Source organism: Variovorax sp. CAN15 (assembly GCF_030462475.1).
GTDB lineage: Bacteria > Pseudomonadota > Gammaproteobacteria > Burkholderiales > Burkholderiaceae_C > Variovorax.
In genome coordinates this window covers 81,614-106,251 of sequence record NZ_JASMRZ010000015.1, presented here as the reverse complement: position 1 = coordinate 106,251, position 24,638 = coordinate 81,614, and the positions used below count along the sequence as shown (strand labels likewise).

Annotated in this window: 19 protein-coding genes and 2 pseudogenes; 11 read left to right on the top strand and 10 right to left on the bottom strand. The window is 62.1% G+C overall.

Annotation, left to right across the window (positions count from 1 at the left end; genetic code table 11):
- Both QMO14_RS13405 and QMO14_RS13400 read left to right on the top strand, forming a co-directional pair.
- Window positions 1-184, top strand: a 184-nt coding sequence (locus QMO14_RS13405) for a hypothetical protein (RefSeq protein ID WP_301507700.1), incomplete at its 5' end; no start/stop codon positions are given.
- A gap of 214 nt (window positions 185-398) precedes the next feature.
- On the top strand, window positions 399-3,707 hold the full coding sequence (locus tag QMO14_RS13400; protein ID WP_301507699.1) for a VPA1262 family protein: 3,309 nt from the start codon (window positions 399-401) through the stop codon (window positions 3,705-3,707).
- A 451-nt stretch (window positions 3,708-4,158) separates the two neighbouring features.
- Here the strand turns inward: QMO14_RS13400 and QMO14_RS13395 are convergent, their stop codons facing one another.
- The 6 genes from QMO14_RS13395 to QMO14_RS13370 form a co-directional block, all read right to left on the bottom strand.
- Window positions 4,159-4,512, bottom strand: coding sequence for a DUF4148 domain-containing protein (locus QMO14_RS13395; RefSeq protein ID WP_301507698.1), 354 nt, complete (start codon window positions 4,510-4,512; stop codon window positions 4,159-4,161).
- A 183-nt stretch (window positions 4,513-4,695) separates the two neighbouring features.
- Window positions 4,696-5,598 (bottom strand): LysR family transcriptional regulator, encoded by a 903-nt coding sequence (locus QMO14_RS13390; RefSeq protein ID WP_301507697.1) that lies wholly within the window; start codon window positions 5,596-5,598, stop codon window positions 4,696-4,698.
- 38 nt (window positions 5,599-5,636) lie between these two features.
- Window positions 5,637-6,443 (bottom strand): oxidoreductase, encoded by an 807-nt coding sequence (locus QMO14_RS13385; protein ID WP_301507696.1) that lies wholly within the window; start codon window positions 6,441-6,443, stop codon window positions 5,637-5,639.
- A gap of 40 nt (window positions 6,444-6,483) precedes the next feature.
- Complete coding sequence (locus QMO14_RS13380) at window positions 6,484-9,561, bottom strand: efflux RND transporter permease subunit (RefSeq protein ID WP_301507695.1); 3,078 nt, start codon at window positions 9,559-9,561, stop codon at window positions 6,484-6,486.
- Window positions 9,558-10,667, bottom strand: coding sequence for an efflux RND transporter periplasmic adaptor subunit (locus tag QMO14_RS13375; RefSeq protein WP_301507694.1), 1,110 nt, complete (start codon window positions 10,665-10,667; stop codon window positions 9,558-9,560). The genes QMO14_RS13380 and QMO14_RS13375 overlap by 4 nt, the downstream gene beginning before the upstream one ends.
- Window positions 10,668-10,748: 81 nt before the next feature.
- On the bottom strand, window positions 10,749-11,366 hold the full coding sequence (locus QMO14_RS13370; protein WP_301507693.1) for a TetR/AcrR family transcriptional regulator: 618 nt from the start codon (window positions 11,364-11,366) through the stop codon (window positions 10,749-10,751).
- A gap of 105 nt (window positions 11,367-11,471) precedes the next feature.
- On the opposite strand from QMO14_RS13370, the gene QMO14_RS13365 reads away from it, so the two are divergent.
- Complete coding sequence (locus tag QMO14_RS13365) at window positions 11,472-12,932, top strand: efflux transporter outer membrane subunit (protein WP_301507692.1); 1,461 nt, start codon at window positions 11,472-11,474, stop codon at window positions 12,930-12,932.
- Between the two features lie 31 nt (window positions 12,933-12,963).
- Complete coding sequence (locus tag QMO14_RS13360; RefSeq protein ID WP_301507691.1) at window positions 12,964-13,158, top strand: hypothetical protein; 195 nt, start codon at window positions 12,964-12,966, stop codon at window positions 13,156-13,158.
- A 353-nt stretch (window positions 13,159-13,511) separates the two neighbouring features.
- Here the strand turns inward: QMO14_RS13360 and QMO14_RS13355 are convergent, their stop codons facing one another.
- The 3 genes from QMO14_RS13355 to QMO14_RS13345 form a co-directional block, all read right to left on the bottom strand.
- Window positions 13,512-14,486 (bottom strand): IS5 family transposase, encoded by a 975-nt coding sequence (locus QMO14_RS13355; RefSeq protein ID WP_301507690.1) that lies wholly within the window; start codon window positions 14,484-14,486, stop codon window positions 13,512-13,514.
- Between the two features lie 187 nt (window positions 14,487-14,673).
- Window positions 14,674-15,135, bottom strand: coding sequence for an isoprenylcysteine carboxylmethyltransferase family protein (locus tag QMO14_RS13350; protein WP_301507689.1), 462 nt, complete (start codon window positions 15,133-15,135; stop codon window positions 14,674-14,676).
- A 225-nt stretch (window positions 15,136-15,360) separates the two neighbouring features.
- Entirely contained in the window at window positions 15,361-16,254 is an 894-nt protein-coding gene (locus tag QMO14_RS13345) for an NAD(P)/FAD-dependent oxidoreductase (RefSeq protein ID WP_301507688.1), read from the bottom strand.
- Window positions 16,255-16,305: 51 nt separating this feature from the next.
- On the opposite strand from QMO14_RS13345, the gene QMO14_RS13340 reads away from it, so the two are divergent.
- The 3 genes and pseudogenes from QMO14_RS13340 to QMO14_RS13330 all read left to right on the top strand — a co-directional run.
- Window positions 16,306-16,989 carry a TetR/AcrR family transcriptional regulator gene (locus tag QMO14_RS13340; RefSeq protein WP_367618157.1) on the top strand — a complete coding sequence of 228 codons (684 nt, stop codon included), beginning with the start codon at window positions 16,306-16,308 and terminating at the stop codon, window positions 16,987-16,989.
- A gap of 564 nt (window positions 16,990-17,553) precedes the next feature.
- Window positions 17,554-18,063 carry a DUF1993 family protein gene (locus tag QMO14_RS13335; RefSeq protein WP_301507686.1) on the top strand — a complete coding sequence of 170 codons (510 nt, stop codon included), beginning with the start codon at window positions 17,554-17,556 and terminating at the stop codon, window positions 18,061-18,063.
- A gap of 54 nt (window positions 18,064-18,117) precedes the next feature.
- Window positions 18,118-18,291, top strand: a pseudogene (locus tag QMO14_RS13330) (hypothetical protein); the annotation flags it as partial.
- 57 nt (window positions 18,292-18,348) lie between these two features.
- Here QMO14_RS13330 and QMO14_RS13325 read toward each other — a convergent pair.
- The gene (locus QMO14_RS13325; RefSeq protein ID WP_301507685.1) at window positions 18,349-18,912 is read right to left on the bottom strand and encodes a hypothetical protein; all 564 of its coding nucleotides are present in this window, start codon (window positions 18,910-18,912) and stop codon (window positions 18,349-18,351) included.
- Between the two features lie 514 nt (window positions 18,913-19,426).
- On the opposite strand from QMO14_RS13325, the pseudogene QMO14_RS13320 reads away from it, so the two are divergent.
- The 4 genes and pseudogenes from QMO14_RS13320 to QMO14_RS13305 all read left to right on the top strand — a co-directional run.
- Window positions 19,427-19,495 (top strand): annotated as a pseudogene (locus QMO14_RS13320) (SEC-C metal-binding domain-containing protein); the annotation flags it as partial.
- Between the two features lie 87 nt (window positions 19,496-19,582).
- Window positions 19,583-21,043, top strand: coding sequence for a hypothetical protein (locus QMO14_RS13315; protein ID WP_301507702.1), 1,461 nt, complete (start codon window positions 19,583-19,585; stop codon window positions 21,041-21,043).
- Between the two features lie 897 nt (window positions 21,044-21,940).
- Window positions 21,941-22,813 carry a site-specific integrase gene (locus QMO14_RS13310; protein ID WP_301507684.1) on the top strand — a complete coding sequence of 291 codons (873 nt, stop codon included), beginning with the start codon at window positions 21,941-21,943 and terminating at the stop codon, window positions 22,811-22,813.
- Window positions 22,814-22,822: 9 nt separating this feature from the next.
- The gene (locus QMO14_RS13305) at window positions 22,823-24,019 is read left to right on the top strand and encodes an IS91 family transposase (protein ID WP_301507683.1); all 1,197 of its coding nucleotides are present in this window, start codon (window positions 22,823-22,825) and stop codon (window positions 24,017-24,019) included.
- Window positions 24,020-24,638 lie beyond the last annotated feature (619 nt).

The following is a 24,638-nucleotide window of genomic DNA, read 5'->3' as shown; positions in this document are numbered from 1 at the left end:
CATCACCCTCGGCGCGATCCACCCGATCGAATGTGCAGCCACTGCTGCCGACGGCCACAACTGCGTGGCCATGCTCGTTCGTCGGGAAGGTGAAACGCTCAAAGCGCTACTCAAGCGGCTTGATCAAGCCATCGCACAGTTCTATGCCGATGGGGAAACCATCGACGAGATCAACGGCGCCTGACTCGATAGCTGTGGGTGTCAAGATGACATGCCCGAACGCTTACGGAGCCACGGCAGCTTCTGCGGCCCTAGCTGTCCATTTCTGGACGAGGCAGTCCACCCTGGCCACGACGTTTGACTGATGCTCCATGTCCCTCGCCCCTGTCGGGGACGTCGCGCTCGGCGCATCAGCGCGAGCATGAGGTTTGAAGATTTATTGAAAGGCGCCGAAATCAATGTCTCCTGTACTCGATGATCTCCTCAATGACGACAGATTGGCACGTCTTTTCTCGCGAGAGGCCCTCCCGTGTGCCCTACAGTTGTGGGTCTTGCAGATCAAGACGGACCAGTCCATCGAGAACCGCGTGATTTATGGCCGCTTGCTGCCTTACACCTATGCAAACGAGCAATGGGCTGCAGGGCACAAGGACTATTTTGAGAAGTTCGAGGGTTTCCAAGCGCAGATTGCTCGGCTCACCCTCTATGTCAGCAGCACCCAATGTCCAGAACTCTTGCGGCAGCTGAGCGCTGGCCAGCCTGTCACCGCGATCAGCGAAGAACTCAAGCTCGAATTGTCCGATCAGCTTAAGAAACGGTTCGGAACGACTGCGCTCGAGGCCTCCGGACTGGTTTACCGACCGGTGGCATATTTGCTCAACAAAGACGCCTACAAACGGGGGGCGCCGTCGAGCCCGCATGGCGGATCGGGAGCCCTCAGCGCTTCAATCACTCAAACGACCAAGCAGGCGTTGTTTCGCATTGGCCAGGACTACGATGCCGCTCTGACGGCATTGGTGGCGAAGCAACTAGACACCGATACAGGCTTGGATTTTGGAGGAACCGACATTAGTCGACTCGGCGACCTTGAACTGCTGGTCTTCCCTGCCCTGGACGAAGAAGAGCGGCAACTGCTCGACGTGAGCTGGATTGATGTTCCGCCTACGCTGGTCGTGCGGTTCAACCCGGCGCAAGTGCCGAACTTCAAAGGCTTTCAATTCAAGCTGAGTATCACGAACGGCAACCAGCTCATTTACGCCAGCCTCACGTCGGCACAGCAAGATGCAGAAGGAGCGTTCGAAGGGCGGTTCGAACTGAGCGAACAAATTCGAAGCAGGACAGACAGCACTGAGCTGGAGATCTTCGGCTTCAATGTCGAGAACCCACGCGAGAGTCTCTTGTGCTGTCGTTGGCGTGTTTCATACGTCCGGGAGATCCATATTCAAAGCCACGCGCTGGGGCATAGCAGGAATGCGGTCAAGTTCGACTGGCTCGAGAGAGCCGTTAGGCCTTCTGCCGCTGACCGTGTGAAGGCCGCCTTGACGATCAATCGCGGCAGCTTGGGATTCGCCAACCGTATCGGTGAACGCAAAGCGGACCCCTGGGTCCCAGTCAACCGCGATCTTGCATCGCTTTTTGCGCGACTCAGTCCCCCCAGGTCGGAAGGACAGTTCTTTCTGCGTCGGAATCAGGGTGACGGCGATGGAAAGTTGCAGTTCGTGGAGTGGTTCAAGGCACTGCTGCAGAAGTATCGAGAGCATCAGGTCGTGATCTTCGACCCCTATTTTGAAGCGGCCGGGCTGGGCTTGATCACGATATCTGCAGCACCGGACGCCGACTACATCGTCTTCACCTCCCTGCCCAAGGCATCCAAGGACAAAGAGGAGACCTCCGATGAGTCCAAAGATCGAGCTCTGGGGCGGATCAACAACTTGATGATGGGTTGCGAGCAGAGCCGACCTTTGCTCAGAAGCATCAAGCTGCGCATCTTCGGCCTGACGGCAGGCCGGCTGCATGATCGTTATATCCTGGTACTGGGGCAGGACGGGCTACCGGTCGCGGGTTTCAACCTGTCGAACTCACTCCAAAAGGCGACCGAAAACCATCCGTTGCTGGTAACTCCAATTCCCGCAGATGTTCTGCTCGAGGTCGAGCAATACAAGTCAGGATTGATGCGGGAAGCCCAGGCTAAGCAGTTCGACAGTGAAGCCGATGGCCCCGCCATACCTCTTCTCTTCGACTCAGCGCTGCCGCCTACTGCGATGCGGCGTTACGAACCTCTGCGCTTTCTCGAGATGCGCCAAGCAGGCGATGTGCTCGGCGCGTGGGCCGGCGAGCCGTCGCTCAAGGGTTTGAGCGGTGATCTCTTGAAGGAAAAGATGGATGCGCTGGGGCTGCTCAAGGAAAACTCGCTCGCACTTCCCCAGGCGGACGGTCTGCGCAACTGCTTGCGCCACGATGCCGGCGCCTTCGCAGATTTCTCTGCGAACTGGGGAGTTATCGGCGAGGTGCTCGCTCACTCACACGTAGAGGACTCGCGATTCCCCGAACTCGCGTTGGAGCATGAATTCCTGAACTTCCTGGCGCAATTCCTTGAGGCATCCTTCAATCGCACGCATGATGAAGTGGAAAAAGAACTGGCCGTGGCGAGAGCTTGGTTCTTTCGAGTACCCATCGAGTCTCTGCTATACAGCTCTTATCGCCCAAATGACTTGATCCATGCGACAAAGTATGCAGCTCTGACATGGGCGGAGTTCTACGCCATCAAATTTCTATGGTGGTTTGCTCCAGACGCACTGCAGGCGATCTTCGAGACCCAAGGCGTTGCTGTTCCAGCAGAGGCCGAAGCCGCGGACGTTGTAAGACTATCCCTTTTGGGCCAGATCGCCAGTGAAGTTTCGTTGTCGATTCAATTCGACATCAGTTCGGTGCAGCTGAATCACCTCACTCGCAGTAGCAGCGGCCTGCTGCAATGGATGGGTCTGAATGCGATCAAGCGGCAACTTGAAGCACCGAACGGGACAACCACCGTGGTTCAGTCCCTTGCCACCTTTCCGGCCTCCGAGAAGATACGGGCCTTGGGCTGGATGCTCAATCATGCTGCGGGAGATCCGGCGGAAGCTGAAACCTACAAGGACTTGGTCACTGCAGTGCACGAGGCGTTGCCGGCAGAAATACTTGCCCCTGATCTGAGCCGTCTGGTCGACTCCATGCGCGGTCATATGAAGAGATTGGCATGGGCCGAACCCTGGCTCTTCCGGGATGTAGTCTTACCTTTGCTCGAGGGTGAGCGCGCCAAGAACGACGACGCATGCGAGATCTGGATTCAGGAACTTGATGTCTTGCTGGAGCCGGATCCGAAGCACAGGCCTCGGCTGTTTGTTGCGGCACGCGAGGGTCAGACAACCAATGTCGCCGCATTCCTGTTTGCGTACAGCAGCCCCCCTCGACAGCGAGAGAGTCTCAGCTTGATGCGAGCACACTTGGCACGACAGAAGCGGATCTTGCATCAGCCCCTCGCAAGCACGTCAAACTGGGCTCGATGGGACGACGCCTTGACGGTTTCGATGTGGGTTCTGAGCTTCGCCCGATGGGGGCAGTATTACCTGCAAGGGCGTGGTCTGGTTGATCAGCAGTTGGAGAAGCTATCAGCTGATGCTCGCCAACTTGCGATGGTCAGACCGATTGACGAATGGCGGTCAACGAGTACGGGCAAACAGGGCGAACTGGCGATTTTCCTCGACCAAATCGATCAGCTCTTGGCCTGAAGCGACGGATCGCATCTGGATTCTGATCATCCGTCGAGCCGGTTAACAAACCTCTATGACCTGTTGGCGCCGACCGGAATCTGAGCCACTTTTACTTCGGCGCCGACAGCTCTGCAGCGGTTGCGGTCAAAGACGCCAGCCGTCAAGCGCGCGGTCTCCATCGCATTGCGGTCATTGCGCAGTCCTGCTTCAACGGCCTCGACGAATGAAGGCCATCGGGACCGCTAGGCGAATTGCATCTGTTGATGCATGCGTCTGGCTTAGAGTTTCTTGATTGGCCGGTTGATTAGACCGACTCATCGTGCTGCCGCCCTACCCTCCAAGAGGCCTCGACCGAAGCGCAAGACGGCGTAACCGGTGCGGCCTGCATGGGGTACGCAAAGACAGAACAACTGAGCCGTGCCGGAATCAAGCTCTGAGGGGCGGTCCATCTTTGCCTGGCGAACGGTACTTAGTTGGCTTTTGCCCGTACGTCAGCAGGGTGGGGCATCGTCGAAATGACCTTGCTGTTCACGCGCGAGCCGGAACCCACGTTCTGATCGGGTGCCCAGGCCGCACGAATGGCTTCGGCTTCAACGATGGAACGATCCTTTGACATTGCCATCGTTTCAGCACCCCGCGAGCCTCTCACCACGTTCTGGTTCGGGGCCGAAGCAGTCTGCACGGCCTCGATATTCACCTCATCGCGTGTCTTGGTGGAGAGAGCGTTGTGAACGCCGTCATATGCTTCTGCATGCGCGCCAGCCGCGACCAGAAAGGAAAGAACGGGGACAGAAGCGATCTTCATGACTTTTGTGAATTGCATGGCGGTTCCAAAGAAAGGAGATTAAGGAGAGTGCAAGCCTCATCACAAGAACCTGCAACTCAAGTCTTGCGCAAGAAGTGACGTGGGAGATCACGCAATCGAGAGACACCGCGTTTCCGCTGCCGAAACCTTCACTTGATAGAGAACGGTTGACTCGCGCACTTGCTGCACGAACCGAAGCAATCAATCGTGTGTAGCCTTGTGAGGCTTGATCCGATCTTCCAGAAAATCAAGGAAAGCACGCTGCACCGCCGTACTGTGCCGCCGCTGTAAATAGACTGCCGAGAGCCACATGTCGCTGCGAGCAAATTCCGATAGAACGGGCACGAGACGCCCACTCTCAAGATACGGCTCGAGCATCAACGAAGGCAGATAGAGCACACCCGCTCCCAGCAAAGCCGCCTGAATCAAAGGGCTGGCTTCCGTTGCGTTCAGGCGTCCTCGCACCGTGACTTCCAATGGTTCGCCATCAACTTCAAAACGCCACTTCGACATCGGAGTGAGATGCGTGCTGACCAACGCGTTGTGGTCAGCCAGTTCGTTGGGATGGGCTGGAACCCCGTGCGCCTTCCAGTACATCGGTGCAGCACACACACTCAGGTTCATCAGGAGCAGTTTTCGAACAATGAGATTCTCATTTGCCGTGGGCGCAAAACGTAGGGCGATGTCAATGCCATCCTCCGCCAGATCGACGATGTGGTTGGTGAGGACAAGGCTAATACTCACCTCCGGATAGTGGCCAAGGAAGGTATTGATAAGCGCTGGAAGTTGTGTCTGGTCTATGCCATGCGGCGCGGAGACGCGCAGGCGCCCACGGGGATTCGACGCTCGATCCTGGAGTTCTGCTTGAGTTTCTTCCACCAGTTCTAGCATGGGCTTGCTTCTTTCGAGCAGCAATATGCCAGCGTCCGTCAGACTGACAGCGTGGCTGGTGCGGTTCAGCAAGCGGACACCGAAGCGACTTTCCAGCGTCGCGATGTACTTGCTTACGGTTCCTCTCGACAGCTTCAGTTGACTCGCGGCGCGAGAGAAGCTGCCGGAGCCTGCAACTTCGCTGAATGTTCTCAAGAGTTCCAAGCTATCCAAGGGCTCCTCCCGGCTGTACAAACCGCAAAACGACTTCTTCAGATGAGGCCAAGTTTTTTTCTAAGGCTTGCATCGACGGGCCCTGCGGGCATGAAGCGACGCAGCTTTGTCAGGAGCGACGCCTGCCCCGGCGGCGTGCAACGCATGCGCCAGGGGCCGAGGGCCGCCTCGACGATGGTGTTGGCCACGCTCTGCGGTGGCGGCGCGTTGTTGACGCCGTCGGCTACCGCGCGCTCGACCAAGCCACGTTCGCGATCGTAGGCCGCGATCGGCGCCTTGGCGCGCGGCGCGTTGGCGTCGAGGTTCGTCCGGGTGAACGCCGGCTGCACCAGCGTCACGCGAACGCCGAACTGGCGCACCTCGTGGTCCAGCGACTCCGAGAGCCCCTCGAGCGCATGCTTGGCGGCCGCATACATGCCCATGTAGGGCGCCGGCATCACGCCGAACAGCGAGCTCACATTGACGATGCGCCCGCGATGCTGCTTGCGCATGGAGGGGAGCACGGCGCGCGTGACGCGCAGCACGCCGAAGACATTGGTGTCGAACAGCGCCGCGGCTTCTGCCGTCGCCGTCTCTTCGACCGCGCCGAGCATCATCATTCCCGCGTTGTTGACCAGCACATCGATGCGCAGGCCCTGCTCGAAGATGGCGTCGATGCCGGCCTGCACCGACTCCTCCTCCCGGACGTCCATTTCGACGAACTCCACACCGGGCACCACGGGCGCCTTGCGCAGGTCGCGCACGGTGCCGAACACCCGGCAGCCGCGCGCGACGAAGATTTCCGCGGCAACGCGCCCGATGCCCGATGACGCGCCGGTCACGACGACAACCGATGAACTCGACATGATGTTTTCCTTCGATCCAAATGAGTGATGAAAAGCGTTGTCAGTGCGCAGCGGCTGCGGCGTCGTCGGGCCTGATCCTGAACCAGATGGAGTACATCGCCGGCAGGAATACCAGCGTCAGGACCGTGCCCGCCAGGGTGCCGCCGATCAGCGTGTACGCGAGTGCCCCCCAGAACACCGAATGGGTCAGCGGAATGAACGCCAGGATCGCCGCCAGCGCGGTCAGAATCACCGGTCGCGCACGCTGCACGGTGGCCTCGACGACCGCGTGGAACGGATCGAGCCCTTCCTGCTGGTTGTGGTGGATCTGACCGATCAGGATCAGCGTGTTGCGCATCAGGATGCCCGAGAGCGCCACGAGGCCGACCAGCGCATTGATGCCGAAGGGCTGCTGGAAGACAAGCAGCGTCGGCACCACGCCGATCAGCCCCAGCGGGCTCGTCAGAAAGACCATGACCATCGCAGAGATCGAGCGTACCTGGAAGATGATGATGAGCAGCGTGGCCGCCAGCATGATCGGGAACAGCGGCAACATGGCTTTGGTTGCCTTGCCCGACTCCTCGATGGAGCCGGCCTGGTCGATGCGGTAGCCGGCGGGCAGCTTGTCCATGAGGGGCTGCAGTTGCGCGGTGATGGCAGTCGACACGTCGGGAGGCTGCAAGCCATCGGCGATGTCTCCGTGCACGGTGATCGTCGGCACGCGGTCACGCCGGCGCATGACCGGCTCTTCCATGCGCACCTCGACCTCACCCACCTGCGACAACGGAATGCGCTGCCCGTTGGCCCCCGACAGTGTGAAGTCCGCAATCCTCGCCGCGTCGAGGCGGGCGGTGCCGGCCGAGCGCGCCACCACCTGCACCGTGCGGATGTCCTCGCGCACGGCGGTGACGGGCACACCGCTCAGGAAGAACTGCAACTGCTGCGCCACCGCGCTGGAGCTCAGCCCCACGGCCTGCAGGCGGTCCTGGTGCAGGGTGAAGTGCAGCGTGGGCGTGCGCGTACCCCAGTCGGTGTTGACCGTGCGCATCATCGGGCTGGCCTCCATGACCTGCTGCACCTGCGCCGCGATGTCGCGCAGCTTGTCGGGGTCCGGGCCCGTGACGCGGTAGGCGACGGGGAACGGCGAGTACGGGCCGAACACGAGCTGGGTGACGCGCACCCGCGCTTCGGAGGCCAGACCGTCGGCGATGGCCTCGCGCAGCCGGTGCTTCAGGACTTCGCGCTCTTCCTGGCTGTCGGTGCGTACCACGATCTTGGCGAACGACGGATCGGGCAACTCGGGGCCCATCGCGAAGAAGAAGCGCGGCGCGCCCTGGCCGATATAGGACGTGACGATGTGGGCCTCCTTCTGTCCGGCCAACCAGGCCTCCACCTTCGCCGTGGCCTCGCTGGTCCGCGTGATCGAGGTGCCATAGGGCATCTGCACCTCCACCAGGACTTCGGGCCGGTCCGAGATCGGGAAGAACTGTTTCTTGACCAGGCCCATGCCGAGGACGGCCGCCACGAGAAGGCCGACCACCGCACCGGCCACCGCCCATTTGCGTGCGATCACACGGCCGAGTATCCCGCGCAGGCGGTTGTAGCGCGGCGTGCCATAGATCGCGGCGTGACCGCCTTCGATCTTCTTGAAATCGGGCAGCAGCTTGACACCGAGGTAGGGCGTGAAGACGACCGCGACCACCCAGGACGCGATCAGCGCAATGCCGACGATCCAGAACATGTTGCTGGTGTATTCGCCTGCGCTTGATGGCGCGAAGCCGTTGGGCATGAAGCCGACGGCCGTGACCAGCGTGCCCGAGAGCATCGGCGCGGCGGTGTGACTCCAGGCATAGGCGGAGGCGGCGACGCGACTGTAGCCCTCCTCCATCTTCACCACCATCATCTCGATGGCGATGATGGCATCGTCCACCAGCAGGCCCAGCGCGAGGATCAGGGAGCCGAGCGTTATGCGATCGAAGTCCTTGCCTGTCGCGGCCATCACCACGAAGACGATCGCCAGCGTCAGCGGCACTGCGGCGGCGACGACAAGGCCTGCGCGCCAGCCCATGCTCAGGAAGCTCACGAGCATGACCACCAGCAGCGCGGCGAAGAACTTGACCATGAACTCATCGACCGCGGCGCTGATGTTGACGGCTTGGTCCGTGACCTTGGTCAGGCTCATGCCCAGCGGCTGCTCGGCATTGATCGCCCCCACCTCGCGCTCCAGCGCCTTGCCCAGGTCGAGCCCGTTCTGGCCTTCTCGCATGACCACCCCCAGCAGCAGGGCCGGCTCGCCGCCGTTGCGGATGATGAAGCTCGCCGGGTCTTCGTAGCCCCGCTTGACCTCGGCGATATCCGACAGCTTCAGCGTACGGCCCTGCGCCGTAACGGGCGTATCGCGGATCTTCTTCAGTTCATCGAAAGGCCCGTCCAGGCGAATGAATACCTGCGGACCTTTGGTTTCCACGGAGCCAGCCGGCGTCAGGGCATTCTGGCCATTGAGCGCGGCAAACACGTCCTGCGCACTGATGCCGAGGGTCGCCAGGCGCTCGTGCGAGAACTCGACGTAGATGCGCTCGGACTGTTCCCCGGCGATGTTGACCTTCTTCACGCCCGGCACATGCAGCAGGCGCTGGCGCAGCGTCTCGGCGTCGCGCACCAGCAGGCGCTGCGCCTCGCCCTTCGCCTTGAGGGCGTACAGCGCGAAGGTGACGTCCGCGTACTCGTCGTTGAGCATCGGCCCGATCACGCCGGCAGGAAGATTGCCCGCCTCGTCGCCGACCTTCTTGCGAGCCTGGTAGAACTGCTCCTGCACCTGCGAAGGCGGTGTGCTGTCAAGCAGGGTCAGCGTCGTGAAGGCCAGACCGGGCCGGGTGTAGGTCTCGGCGCGGTCGTAGTAGCGCAACTCCTGCAGGCGCTTCTCGATCTTCTCCGCGACCTGATCCTGCATTTCCTGCGCGGTCGCGCCGGGCCAGGCGGTGACGATCGTCATCACCTTGACGGTGAAGGCGGGATCTTCCGCCCGACCCAGTTTGAAGAACGCGACCAGACCCGCCAGCGAGATCAGGCAGATCAGGAACAGGGTGATGGAGCGCTCGCGCACGGCGAGCGCCGACAGGTTGAAACGGCCTTCGCTCACGGGCGGGCTCCGTCAGCAGCAGCCTGGCCAGCCACGCGCACCGGCTCGCCTTCGCGCAGCAGGTGGGCGCCGAGAGCGACGATCCGGTCGCCTTGCTTGAGTTGGCCGGCGCTGATGCGCGCGCCATCGTCATCTAGGTGCTCGACCACGACCGGCCGCCAGTTGACCTTGGCCGGCTCGCCGCTGATGACCCACACGCCCGGGCCCTTGCCGGCATCGAACAGGGCGCCGATCGGCACCTGCAGGCCGCCTTGCGCAGAGGAAAGCCCCTCCGGAATCCGGATGGTGACGGTGGCGCCCAGCGGCGCGTTGGCGAGTTCGCCCTTCAATACATAGCGCGCCTCGAAGGTGCGTGTCTGCCGATCCGCGGCCTCCGAGAGCTGGCGCAGCGTGGTCGATACCGTCACACCCTCCTTGCCGAAGAGCGTGGCCTGTCCGGCGGAGCCGACCGCCGGGCGCAGGGTTTCCGGCAACTGGACAACCGCTTCGCGGGCTCCGGCGCGGGCCACGCGCACCACGACCTGGCCGGCGCCCACGACCTGCCCCGGCTCGGCGAGCGTTTCCATGACGACGCCATCAGCATCGGCCACGAGCTCGGCATAGCGGCTCGCGTTGCGGGCCACGTCGGCCTGGGCCTCGGCCGCGCTGAGCTGGGCTTTGGCGGCGTCCGCGGCGGCCTTGATCTGGTCGTAGGCCGACGCCGATATCGCGCCGGTGCCGCGCAGATCGCGGTAGCGGGCTTCATCCTCCGCCGTTTGCTGCGAGCGCGCCCGCGCGGCGGCGACCACCTCCTGCTGCGCATGGGCAGCGAGCTTCAGATCGGCGGGGTCGATGCGCATGAGCAACTGGCCGCGCTTGACGGCCTGCCCCGCGTCCACCAGCCGCTCCAGCACCTTGCCGGAAACCCGGAATCCCAGGTCGCTCTGGACCCGGGCGGCTACGGTGCCCGTGAAGGCGCGCGACGTGGCACCAGCCCCCTGGACGGTGGCAGCGCGCACTTGCGGCGCCTGGGTGCGCGGATCGGAGGGGGGTTTTTCGCCGCAAGCGACCAGCGCGAACGGCAATGCACAGATGACTGCAGAGGTAGCAAGGCGGCGCCAAAGCATGAGGGTCCCAGTGACGAAGTGATCAGGACCCGCATTTTGATTATTGTGACCAATTCAGTCAATAGTCACATTTATTTTTTCTCATGGCGACAGGCTACGCAACACCAGACCGGACAACTGCCCCGGCGCTTCGGCCGCATGCTCGAAGCTGTGCTGCAGGAGCAGCGGATTGATGTAGGGGTGCATGACGAGGTAGATAGCCCCTGCCGCTTCGTCCAGCGGCGTCTTGCGCTCGAACTCGCCCATCTCCCGGCCTTCGCGCAAGATGTCCTGGAGCAATTGCCGAATGCACTCTTCATAGGCGACCACAGTCCGCCAGCGCTCGGTGGCGGCCGAGATCGCGATTTCGTAGAGCTTGCGATCCTCGGAGAACAGCCGAAGGCTTGCCTCGACCGCCGACTTGAACATCCGACGCAGCTTCTCGGACGGACGATCGGCGGCCTCGACCGCCGCTCGGACCTCGGCCTCGATCTCGCGCAGGCAGTTTGCGCAGATCATTTCGCCGATGGCCTGCTTGGACTCGAAGAACTTGTAGATGTAGGCCTTGGAAAACCCGATGGCCTTGGCGAGGTCGGAGACAGTCGTCTTCTCGTAGCCGTACCGGCTGAAGTGTTCAGTGGCCGCGGCAACGATCTGGTCCCGCACGTCGTGGTCGGCGGGGCCACGCGCCACAGCCGGAGAAAGAGTTGCATTGCTCATGCACGGCAGCTTACCGCGAGCAGGGAAAATCGACAACAAGTGACCAATTTGAATTATAGTCACATCAATTCGACGTTTTCTTTCCCCTCTTTCTGAAAGAAGCCCATGCTCAGACGCCCCCTTCTTGCCACGCTCATCGCAGCCAGCCTCGCCGCGGGCTGCGCCGTCGGCCCCGACTACGTCCGGCCCGAAACGCCCCTGCCCGGGCAGTACCTGGGCCAGCCAGCCATCGACGCACGGTCTGCCACCGCCAATGCCGACCTGCTCGCTTGGTGGACAGGTTTCGGCGACCCGCAATTGGCTCGATTCGTCACGCTGGCGCTGGCGCAGAACCTCGATCTTGCGCAGGCGTCCGCGCGCGTCGCTCAAGCGCGCGCGGGGCTGGGCGCGGCGAATGCCGCCTTGCTGCCTTCGGGAAACATCAGCGGACAAGCAGCCCGGGCCTACCAGTCCGTGGAAACGCCGTTGGGACAGGTGCTGAACTCCAGACCCGGCTTCGATCGCTACGGCAATGCCTACGAAACGAACCTCGGTGCAAGCTGGGAAGTGGATGTGTTCGGTGGCCTGCGCCGTGGGCGCGAAGCGGCGCTTGCCGAGTACCAGGCTTCGGAAGCAGGTGCCGCCGCCACAAGATTGACCGTGGCGGCGCAAACCGCCGACATCTACATCAGCATCCGCGGCCTGCAGACCCGGCTCGACGTGACGCGCCATCAAGTGCGCACACAGCAAGAGTTGCTCTCCATCGTCAATCTCCTCTACGGCAAAGGGCTGGCAGCCGAACTTCAAGTGCGACAGGCCGAAGGCGCGCTGGCCCAGGTTCGGGCATCCGTCCCGGTCCTCGAGGCGGGGCTGGAGGCGGCCATGAACGCACTGGATGTGATGCTGGGCTCGTTCCCAGGCACACACCGGGCGGAACTGGCCGATGTCGGAGCCATTCCAGTCGCCCCGCGGATCACGGACGCGGGAACACCGGGCGACTTGCTCAGGCGACGGCCCGATCTGATCGCGGCCGAGCGTCGCCTCGCCGCATCGAACGCCCGCATCGGCGTCGCCATTGCCGAGTACTACCCCAAGCTCTCCCTGAGCGGCCTGATCGGCAGTGCGACGTCGGCGTCCAGCGGCAACCTGTTCACCAGCGGTGCCAGCCAGGCCGCCGGCGTGCTGGGCCTGCGCTGGCGCCTGTTCGATTTCGGCCGCATCAACGCGCAGATCGATCTTGCCAAGGGGCAGGACGCAGAGATGCTTGCGGCGTATCGACTGGCCGTGCTGCGCGCGACGGAAGACGTGGAAAACGCCTTCTCGGCGCTGGTCAAACGCGAGGAGCAGGCTCGCGTGCTCGCCCAGGGCGTGGACTCGCTCGGCCGCGCGCGAGGCGCCTCATTTGAGGCCTACCAGAAAGGCGTCGTCAGCCTGATCGAAGTCTTGCAGGCAGACGAGAACCTGCTGCGCGCCTCAGATGCCCGAGTGCAGGCACAAACCGAGTCGGCCCGGGCCGCGGTCGTTGCCTTCAAGGCACTGGGGGGTGGCTGGCAGCCCAGCGGGGTCGACGCGGTAGCAAGCCGATAGGTCCTCCCGGGGACTCAATTGGAGAACGAAAATGAACGATGAGCGCGGCACCATCGACAAACCTGCCCAAGGCTTCTGGCAGAAACTGAAGCTGGCACTCGAAGGCATGGACGAGTCCTATGTGGCGGGCTTGGAATCTCGCATTCGTCTGCTTGAACTCGAGGTAGCGCGGCTCAGTGAACTGGAAAGAAAGCGTCACGGCGTCTGCGAGCCTGGCGTTGCCTGAATCGCGTCCTTCCACTCAGGCCATCGAACAGCGCAGACGCCTCACATCGCGTGTTCGCGCGCGTACAGCCACAGACCATCCAGGTTCAGCACGTCGATGCTGCCGCACCTCGGTCAACGTGCAAACGCTCCGACTGCTCCTTGAACACGATCAGTGCATCAGGGCGGCGATGGCGGGTGAAGTGGGGGCAAAAAGCCAAGCGGTGAACTTTTGGGGAAAGTACTTGCAGACCCGCTAGGGAACGTCTGATCAAGTCGTAAATTGGCCGGCTGACGAGGCTGCGTTTGGGCCCGCCGCACTCGCAGGCTTGTCGCACTGGACATTCCGCGCGTTCCAGAGCCTCTGCGGCCCCTTCACGCTGCCTGCGAGCGCACCTGTCCCATCGCAATCAGCTTCCTTCTGACCATCCACAGGTTCGACAGCGCAAACAGCGTGATCACATGAGCAGTGTTTTTGGCCAGGCCCTTGAACCTCACCTTCGCCAGGCCGAACTGCCGCTTGATCACCCGGAACGGATGCTCGACCTTTGCTCGGATGCTGGCCTTCCGGTATTCCTGCTTGCGCGCCTGGGCCTTGGCGCGGCCCTCCGGCATCTTCGCCATATCGCTGGGCCGGCCGGCAATGTGCCATTGCACGCTGCGCTTCACTCGGCTCTGTGCTCCGCGATAGCCTGAGTCTGCCCACACCTCGTCCTCTTTGCCGTGCAGCAAGTCAGTCACCTGTTCCACGTCGGCCTCGTTGGCCGCCGTGGTCGTCACCGTGTGCACCAGCCCCGAGTCTGCATCCACGCCGATGTGCGCCTTCATGCCGAAGTGCCATTGGTTGCCCTTCTTCGTCTGGTGCATCTCGGGGTCTCGCTCGCCCGTGCTGTTCTTGGTGGAACTGGGCGCGGCGATGATTGTGGCATCCACGATGGAGCCGCGCTTCAGCAGCAGCCCCTTCTTGGTCAGGTGGGCGTTGACCTGCTTGAAGATGTCCTCGGCCAAGTCGCTGGCCTCAAGCAGGTGGCGGAAGTTCAGGATGGTTGTCTCGTCGGGGATCGCCTCCAGACCGAGTCCGGCGAAAGTGCGCAGCGAGGCGATCTCATACAAAGCTTCCTCCATCGCCGGGTCGCTCAGCGCGAACCAGTTCTGCATCAGGTGCACGCGCAGCATGGCTTGCAACGGGTAGGGCCGACGGCCTCGGCCTGCCACTGGATAGTGAGGTTCGATGACCTTGAGCAGTGCCTTCCACGGCACTACAAGCTCCATCTCGCCAAGGAAGACTTCGCGCCTGGTCTTCTTCCTCTTGCCCGCTTGCTCCGCATCCGCAAAACTGATCTGGCTCATCGCTCGTGCTCCTTTGCAGGGTTCAGTCCTTCATGCAAGAAACGTGCTCTTGATCAGACCTTCCCTAGGTGTGATGTTTCAGTAGGTTGTTCATCCGTTCGTGATTTGGGATGCTGTGGTTACCAAGACACCGCAACTCAACTCAGGAGAACGGATGAACAGCCTACTGAAACTCGACAGCTAGGCCTCATACCCATCTGCGGACCCGCCCTTTGTAAGCCTCGTACTCTGTCCCAAATAGATGCGCCAAAACGCGTTCTTCCGGGATGATTTGGAACCGCGTGATGTAAAGCACGTACACGACAATCCATAGGACAGCGAGCGGATTCGCCAGAAACACTGCCCACGCCAACAAGGTAAGCAAGAGCCCGACATACATGGGGTTGCGCGTATAGCGGTACATGCCACGGATGACCAACGAGGACGCCAAGCTTGCCTTGACCGGGCTTACAGTGGTCTTGGCGCGCCGAAACGCAACCATTCCGGCAATGCTGATGCCTTGACCGACGCACACCAAAACGACGGCGCAGAGCACGCGGACCGGATAGGGAATCGGCACAAGGCCGGCGACTGCTGGCGTCAGCCACATAAGAAGCGCCAGGACAAGCGCCACGACGGGGGGAGGAACCTTCAGTTCAAGCACGCTCATATGGCTCCTTGATGAGGCCTAGCGCCCGGCATCACCCGTCGCGCGCACAACCTGATCTGCGGCAAGTCTGCGGATGAGGGCAACGCTATTCGCAGCCGCATGATCGACGCGGTGGCATGGCGATCATCCTCTGCCGGCGCGGCCGCAGCAATTGCGCGGATCGCCCCTCTCCGGGATCACCCTACCGGCGACAGCCCTCGGCAACCGGAGAAGAGAATCTGTGTCTTAAGCCAGCATCGACTGCTGGGCGAAGATACCCGCCATCGCGCCTTGCGATGATGCCTGGGTGACCGAGGGCAAGAAGGGCGTCGCGAGGTCGCCGGCGGCGTAGATGCCGGGCATGCTGGTTTGGCGGCGCTCGTCGACCTTGAGGACGATACCAGTGGGCGTATCGACCGTGGCGAGGCCTAGCGATTCATGCAGGCTTGCGGACGGCTTGTTGCGCGGATGGGCGAACAGGACGTCGACCGCGACATTGCGGCCCGTATCGAGATTGACGGCGGAGATATGGCCCTTGTGATGGGCGATCTCGATGATCCGGCCATCGACGACAGGTATGTTGCGATTCGCCAGATCGGCCTGGATATCGGGCGGAATGTCGTGACCATCGACGAAGACAGTCAACTTGTCGGTCCAATCAAGGAACAGCCTGACCTGATTGTGTGACTGTGGGCCGGACCAGACGACGCCCCAATGCTGGCCGGCGACTTCAAAGCCATCGCAATAGGGGCAGGGCACGATGGACGTGCCCCAGCTTTCGGCGAAGCCTGGGACATCAGGCATCTGGTCGGCGACGCCGTAGCTCAGGATCACGCGGCGCGCTCCGAGGCTTTCGCCATCGGCAGTGAGAACGGAGAAATCGTCGATAACGCCGGAGACGTTGTCGGCCCGTGCATTGACCAGCTTGATCGCGGGATACCGCGCCAGCTGCTGCCGCGCCTCGGCGAGGATGTCCAGCGGTGGCTTGTGATCATGGCCGAGCAGGCCATGCGAATGGCCTGCGAAGCGATTGCGCGGCAGGCCGGTATCGAGAACGGTGACCTTGCGGCCGGCACGGCCGAGCTGCAGGGCCGCCGCGAGGCCGGCAAAGCTGCCGCCGATGATGATCACGTCATTCATGGTGATGGGCTCTGTTTGAGTGGGTTGATTATTGTACTTTCAAGTACAGTAATGTGCAATAAATATAATGGACTGTCAAGTACACCAAATATGCCCATGACCCGACCTCCAGTTCCTGCTCCGAAGCCTCAGCGCGGGCGGCCACGCGATCCAGAGCGCGGCCGGCGCATCCTGGAAGCGGCGCAGATGCACTTCAACGAGCATGGTCTGGAGCGTGCCAGCGTGGATGCCATCGCCGCGGACGCAGGCGTCTCCAAGATGACCGTGTACAGCAACTTCGGCTCCAAGGAGGGGCTGTTCGAGGCGGTCGTGCGCGACAGGACGGTAGCCGTGATGGCTGGCTTCCCCGGCGCCGGCACGCTGGACCCGAACCAGCCGGAGAAGGTGCTGCTGGTGATTGGCGAGCGGTTTCTCGCGCTGGCGCGCGGGGATGCCCTGGGCGCGCTGCGCGCTGTCTATGGCGTCGCGGGGACGCAGCCGGAAGTCTGCCGCTCGTTGTACAAGGAGGGGCCAGAGCGTGTGATGGACGAGCTGGCTGCATATCTGCGTCTTGCCAGCTCGTCGGGCACGCTGAAGGTGCGGAATCCGCTTCAAGCGGCGGATCTGTTCCTGTCGATGTTCCTGGGCTCCGGCCACATCCGCGGAATGCTGAAGCTCGAAATGCCGGATACCCGGGAAAACAAGGCTCTTCTGCGAGAGGCCGTTCGGGTCTTCATGGTGGGCTACGGCGCGTAGGCTCCACAGAGTAGCGCTGAGGTCGCGAGCACGAGGCGGAAGCGAAGATCTCTGCATGTGCGCGGCTGACCTTGCGCGATGGCAAGCGGCCTGCTAGTGCTCCCGTGCACGCCGGGCTTTCGGCGCAGCGGGTCCGTCTGCGTAAAGACGCGGCCGCCCGGGCTCCGGACGGCACCAACACGCCACCTTGTACACGATCGAAACTTCCGTGCGATCCAATCGCTGACTCTGTCAACCCGACGTGACCGGGAACGTCCTTTGGCCGGTCATGCTCGAAGCCGCCGCTCAAGCTGTTTGCCGCGAATGACGCTGACCAGTCTGAAGAGGGCCCAGTGGAAAGCTGCTACGCAGCGATCGCGGTCCGTCGTGCGTCTGCAATTGACGTCCGCTTCTTGCTAATGAACCGCCCTTCAACGCGGCTGCTCCGACTACCAGCGGGAAGAAAAGCTAGCCACAAAAGCCGGGGCGATTCAGTTCGCCCTGTGCTGTTAGCCTTACATGGTCGGCAGGGCCCCTGCCACGCCAACTCCGGCCATCGTGCCCAATTTTTGAAGTGAACTCACCATGACTAGCCCGCTGTACAACGCCTCCGTTCCCGTCATGCAGCAGATGCTGCGCGCCCTGTCCGACGTGCTCAAGAAGGCCGAAGGCCAGGCGACGCAAAGAAATATCGATCCAAATGCGCTGCTGCAGGCGCGGCTGTTCCCTGACATGTTTCCGCTGGTACGTCAGGTACAGATCGCCGCAGACTTCTCCAAGGGCATTGCCTCCCGCCTGGCTGGTGCCGAGGTGCCGTCCTGGCCCGACACCGAGGTCAGCTTCGCCGACCTGCAAGCGTTGATCGCCAAAGCTTTGGCCCATATCGGCTCCTTCAAGCCTGAGCAATTTGATTCCAGCGAAAGCCGCGAGATCGTATTGCGCCCCGGCACCCCCAAGGAAAAGAAGCTGACTGCAGGCGCATATCTTCTGCACTATGGACTGCCGCAGTTTTTCTTCCACGTGACCACCACCTATGCCATCTTGCGTCACAACGGTGTTGAGATCGGCAAGCGCGACTACATGGGTGCCTACTGACCCAAGACAGACAGGCGTTCAGCCACTCTGACCACTGCCGCTCGAAGTGCAAGCGTGCACGGCAACCCCAATGTGTTGACGCGCGACATCGGCACCTCATCGCTGGCGCAGGGTTGCGCGGGGCAACTCACTGCGGTGCAGGTCGCGCGCTACGACGGCGTGCTGCCACCGATTCGCGCCTTTGAGCCGCCAATGACGGTCCTCCGAGGGGCCGTCATCACCCGATGAAGGCCCCCTGAAGGCGCCGCCCTAGAGCCTGGGCCTGCCGGCACTCGAACGCGGTGTTCAACGGCCAGCGTACGGCAGCGACGAGTGATGCACGACGATGCGCAGCTTGCCGGCACCGTCCTTCACGAAAGTCCAGGTCTTGTCGACCGTGGTGACCTTGCCGTCCGGGTCAGTGAACAGCACGTTACCCAGCGTGCTGGCCACGTCGCCGTGGATGAGCACGGCACTGTTGGCAATCTCGCATTTAGTCCAGCCCTTCAGGGCGAAGCCGGTGTCGTTGGGAAAGGCAGGGTTGCCGCCCACGAAGTACGCCAGCGCACCGTCGCGAGCGGTGCGGAAGGTCTGCGGCGATGTCGTGAGCGTCGGCTTGAACAGCACCGCGCCCAGTTGGTAGGCGTAAGCGCTGTCGATGACCTTCTCGGCCAGCGCCCTGGCGGCCGGCTGCCCTCCGCTGGAATTCGCAGCGCTGATGTCGACCAGCGCCTTGCACCAGGCCTGCTGGGCCCCCAGGACTTCCGCTTCCGTGATGCTCCAGTCGACGACTTTCTCCTTGGCGGCGGCCGGCAAGATTGCCCCGGCGATCAGGAGGCTGGCGATGGCGCTGGGAATGAATTTTTTCATTTGGGTCTCCAATTGAAGTAGTTGGATACCGGAGCGGCCGGTGGGTCGAGCCGAGACCCAAAGTGCATCAATACGACATGCACAAGGCATGATGCGCCGGCTGATTTGCTCTGAGTAAAAGATGCAAATGAAATGAATGGTTGTGCATTCGCGAGATAGCCAGGCGTGTAGCCCGGTCTCGCAACAGTCTGAAGCGGGCGCACACGAAGGACGGCTATGCAGGGCGGATTCAACCGGTCGATGCAACCTGCGAATGGCCGCTGAAGGCGGGAAGCTGAGGTGCAGCAAAGCAACCAGTTGGGTGTGCAGATCGCCTCAAGCCTCACGACCACTTCCGGTCAGCCGCACATAGCTGATCTGCCGTGACAGACTACGCCTCAGTGCTGAACCGCTGCCGGTGGTTTCACCCCTAAGGCATGATGTGAATCTATCTGCCGCGCCGCGAGCAGGTTCCTAACTCGCCGCGTGCGTGCATGCGTCGCATGGCGCGGCGTGGTGCTTTCTAGGAGCGCTTATGCCGAAGGTTGGGCGAAACGATCCGTGCCCCTGCGGCAGCGGGAAGAAATACAAACGGTGCCACGGCGCACTGGGTAGCCTAGATCGCCTTCAGGCGGCCATGACGATAGTGCCGCAACTCCGAGCCAGGCACGAGGCAAACGAGCACCAGCGCATGATTCAGCAAGGTCTTGGGAGGCCCATCGTTGCCACCAGGACTGACAGCGGACACCAAGTGGTCGCCGTGCGCAATCGCATTCTTGCATCCACGAAGTGGAAAACCTTTCACGATTTTCTGGTGGACTACCTAAAGGACGCGCTTGGGTCAGAGTGGGGCACCGCCGAACTGAAAAGGCCGATGGACGAGCGCCATCCCATCCTAGTTTGGTATCACCTCCTGTGCGATCAGCAACGGCAGTTCATTAAGGAACCAGGCACAGTTGCCACGGCATCGGCCACAGGGGCTTTCGCCGCCTACCTGCACTTGGCGTATGACCTGTATGCCCTCGACCACAATGCCGACCTTCAAAGCAAGCTGATCCAGCGCCTTCGCAGCAAGCAGATGTTTCCCGGGGCGCGGTACGAAGTGCGGGTCGCAGCACTGCTCGCTCGTGCCGGCTTTACGCTTGAATTTGAGAACGAAGACGACCGCACATCGTCGCATTGCGAGTTCGTTGCAACCTACGCAAGCACGGGTAGGCGCTTCTCGGTGGAAGCAAAGAGGTCCGAGAGCGGGCGCGTGCAACGTCAACTCGTTCGGGCGCTTCGCAAGTCAGCTGACCATCCGCGTATCGTCTTCATTGACCTCAATGCCCCAGATCCCTCGACTGAAGAAGCCATACCGCTCTATGCGCAGCGCGGATTTGAGCTTCTTCGTCGCTTCGAGGAGTTCGATCCAGAAGCTCAACGCCTCCCGCCGGCCTACGTATTCCTCACCAACACGCCCTGGGAGCACCATCTGAATGAAACGAAATGGCGTTGCATCACATTGGGCGACAGTTTGCATATCGAAGAGTTTAAGAACGACCACCAGTACCATTCATTACGCGCTGCGATTGAAGCGAGGCGCGCGCATCTCGAGATGCACGCCCTCCTTCGCTCGATGCGTCAACATTCAACGATTCCCGCAACCTTCGACGGCGACATACCGGACTTCGCTTTTTCGACGGTCGACCGCAGTTTGATGATCGGAAGCAGATTGCTCGTACCGGGTCCTGACGGTGAAGAAGTTGAGGGCGTTCTGACATCCGGCGTAGTGGTAGAGCAAGAAATGTCGGCCACATGTGCTGTCCAGTTGGACGATGGGCGCTCGTTCATCGTGAGCTGCCCTCTGTCCGATGCAGAAATGGCTGCGTGGCGTCAGCATCCTGAGACCTTCTTTGGCGAAGTCTCCCGTGAAGGCAAGTGCGACACGGCCCTTGACCTCTACGATTTCTTGATGGCGACGTATACGAAAACGCCTAAGGCCAAGCTGCTGGAGTTCATGGCTGGTGCGCCCGACATCGCCCGGTTGCGCGAGCTTGACCATGGTGATCTGGCAAGCATCTACTGTGAACGCGTGGCAGCTGCCGCGTTCGCCCAGTCTGGGACGAAGGCAACGCCGCTTTTGCAACCACGCCGAAGACGTGGTTCCTGAATCCACGGAAGCTCTCAGAAGCGACACCATTCTTGAAACGCCACTTCGCCCTCGATCGGTTGCGCATCCACGGATGACAGTCGCCAGCGAATCGGCATCTCTGTCTCGCGCACCTTGAGCCAAGATCCCCTCTCGACTACGGTCCTCACTTGATACACAACGCCCAGGTTCACCTCGGCTAGTCTTCAAAGCCCTGCCGCAACGTCTGCTTTGGGCGCGCCAGCTGATGTTCCACAGAGCGCCGCGGATGGCTCATCCATCTCTGCAGCGGTCCTGCAGGCCAGACTTCCGCAATACGTCAAGGATGCCATTGCCTACGTTACAGAGCCTTTGGATGTCGCAGACGGCACAGTGACAGGCGCCTCTCCAGCCACAGCCACCGGCACTGCCGCCGTGGCTCCTGCTACGGCGGAGGCCTTGACAGCGCGCGCCGCTAGCGCTCCGGTCAACGAAGCGCCCGTGCCCCCCGGGGGCGCCGTTGACTGACGCCGCATCTTTCGAGATTTCGCGCATCACAGATGAGCATGTCCACTGGGCCTGCCACGTCATGGGACTACGCGAACGCACCGCGACCAGTTTCCGGTGACGCTGTCATTAACGGATAGCGCCTCGAGCGGCAGCTCCCAATCTTGACCGGGGGCCGCCGTTGTGCGTACGGCGACTCGCAGGCATAGACCGACTGCCAGCATTGGGGACCACCGCGACCTAGGACCTTCAAGGGCAGCTTCTGACAACAGCGGTCGCTTATCTTTAGCGCATGAGCGACCGCAATCAGTCTACGGACTAAACCGCTCGCGCGGTAGCCCGCCGCAATGGCCGCGGTGCGGATAGGCATTGCGCCCCTGTCTATGTTGAGAACCGAGGCAATCGGCCTCGTTCTTCGACAGGAGCACGATCATGATCCCTTCCACACCGGCGGTTTCACCGCTGCGCCAGCGCTTGCTCGACGACATGCGCATGCGCAAGCTCGGCCCCAAGACGCAATCTGCCTACATCCGTGCCGTGCGCTACCTCGCGAGCTTCCTTCAGCGCTCCCCCGACACAGCCACCGAGGAGGATCTGCGGCGTTTCCAGCTGCACCTGGTCGATCGGGGCGTCTCGCCGATCACGCTCAACGCCACCATCACCGGCCTGAAGTTCTTCTTCGACGTCACGCTCAATCGCGGCGAACTGGTCGAGAGGATGAGCTACGTGCGTGTGCCCCAGAAGCTGCCGGTGGTGCTCAGCCGCGATGAGGCCGCACGCCTTATCGCAGCAGCTACCAACCTCAAGTACCACACGGCACTGTCCATCGCCTACGGCACCGGCCTGCGGGTCAGTGAGATCGTTGCGCTGAAGGTCGGCGACATCGACAGCGAGCGCATGACCCTGCGCGTCGAGCAGGGCAAGGGTCGCAAGGATCGCTATGCGATGCTCTCGCCGGTTCTGCTGGAGCGGCTGCGGGCCTGGTGGCGATATGCAAATGCGATGGGCAAGATGCTGCCCAACGGTTGGCTGTTTCCCGGGCAGAACCCGGTCGATCCCTTGACCGCGCGCCAGCTCAACCGGGCAGTCCATGACGCTGCCGAAGCGGCCAAGATCGACAAGCGCGTCACCATGCATACGCTGCGCCACAGCTTCGCCACGCACCTGCTGGAGCAGAAGGTGGACATCCGCGTGATCCAGGTGATGCTCGGCCACAAGAAGCTGGAGACCACGTCGGTCTACACGCACGTGGCTACCGAAGTCCTGCGCGACGTCGTCAGCCCGCTGGAGAAGCTGTCTGCGTAGATCGTCTTCATGGCGCACTGCGCCCTGGAAGTCGCCGACATCTTCCGCACCCACGGTCCTGGCTGGCGCAACGCGCAGCGTGGTCACCTGAGCCTGGGTCAACTCAAGGTCATGTCGGCCATCGAGCAGTGCCGCAGCGCGGCGCTGGGGGGCCACGTGTTGCGTTGCGAAGGCTGCGGGCAGGATCAGATCGCCTACAACTCATGCCGCAACCGGCATTGCCCGAAGTGCCAGGCGAGTGCGGCGCAGCGCTGGCTCCAGGCGCGCCAGGCCGATCTGCTGCCGGTTGACTACTACCACGTCGTCTTCACCCTGCCGGCGCCGATCAGTGCCATCGCCTACTACAACAAGGCCCAGATCTACGCCTTGCTGTTCGATGCGGCCGCCGAGACACTGTTGACCATCGCGGCCGATCCCAAGCACCTTGGCGCGAGCATCGGCGCGACCCTGGTGCTGCACACGTGGGGATCGGCACTGACGCACCATCCGCATGTGCACGGTATCGTGCCGGGCGGAGGTCTGTCACCGGATGGCGAGCGCTGGGTCGCCTGCAAGCCCGGCTTCTTCCTGTCCGTGCGGGTGCTGTCGCGCCTGTTCAGAAAGCGATTCCTCGAAGCGCTCGGGCAACTGCATCGCGCGGGCCGCCTGCGGTTCTTCGGCGAGTTCGCCGCGCTGACCGACGCGCGCGCCTTTGCGCACTGGCTCGCACCGCTGCGCAAGTGCGAATGGGTCGTCTACGCCAAACGACCGTTCGCCGGACCCGAAGCGGTGCTGGCCTACCTGTCTCGCTACACGCACCGCGTCGCCATCTCCAACAGCCGGCTTGTAGCGATGGACGAGCAAAGCGTCACCTTCCGTTGGAAGGACTATCGGGCCAAGGGCCGCACCCGGCGCAAGACGATGACGCTCGATGCCGATGAGTTCATGCGCCGCTTCCTTTTGCACGTCCTGCCGAGTGGCTTCCATCGCATCCGGCACTACGGGATCCTGTCCAACGGCAATCGCACAGCCAACCTGATGCGCATCCGCGAACTACTGGGGCAGAAGGCTGACGCCGTCCCCCAAATCACGAGCCTGGATGCCGAGCCATGCCGTCCTCAACCGACCTTCGTCTGCATGCACTGCGGCGCTGCGATGATCGTCTTGCTGACGTTGGTTCGCGGGCAGCCGATCCGTGCGCCGCCACCACAGGTCCGAGCGCCATGACGACGCAGTTGCTCAGCCAACCTTCGACCCTTGTTGCCATCGGGCCGATGAGAGGAAGTCTGGTCTTCGAGTCCGGTGATGCCCTTCGTCGACCGTCCTGGCGTCGAGCAATGCGAACGATGGCCTGGATTTACTGCGCTTCGGCAACGCCATCGGAGCCGTCTCTCGGGCTCTGCGTCGGAGCCAACTTGGGCCACGCGTTCCGAATCCCCATAGGCCCGTAGCCTTCCCCGTCCCCAGCAGAGCATTTCGCGGTTTCCTCCTTAGAGGCTTGTCCAACACCTGCCCTCAGGCCGTTGTCGTGCTCGGGCTTGTGGTGTTGCACGGGCAGGTATCGGACAACCCTTAACCGAAGCCGCCGTCGCTAGCGTGTGCAACGCGGTGGCACTGGACATCCTGAGATGCGGTGCGAGAGAAATCGAGAGCGCCCCCATGGCTGATGCAGGTCGTCATGCACTACACCTTCTGAAGGACAGCCAGCGCGCGCCTGAATACCCATGCGTACAGCCCTCTAGAAGCAGATCGGCTGTTCACCTTGGGACAGTCGCACGTGAAAAATACGGCTGCCTGTGCCGCTCTAACCAAGGGGTACCCGAGCCGGTTTTCGCATACCCCCAAA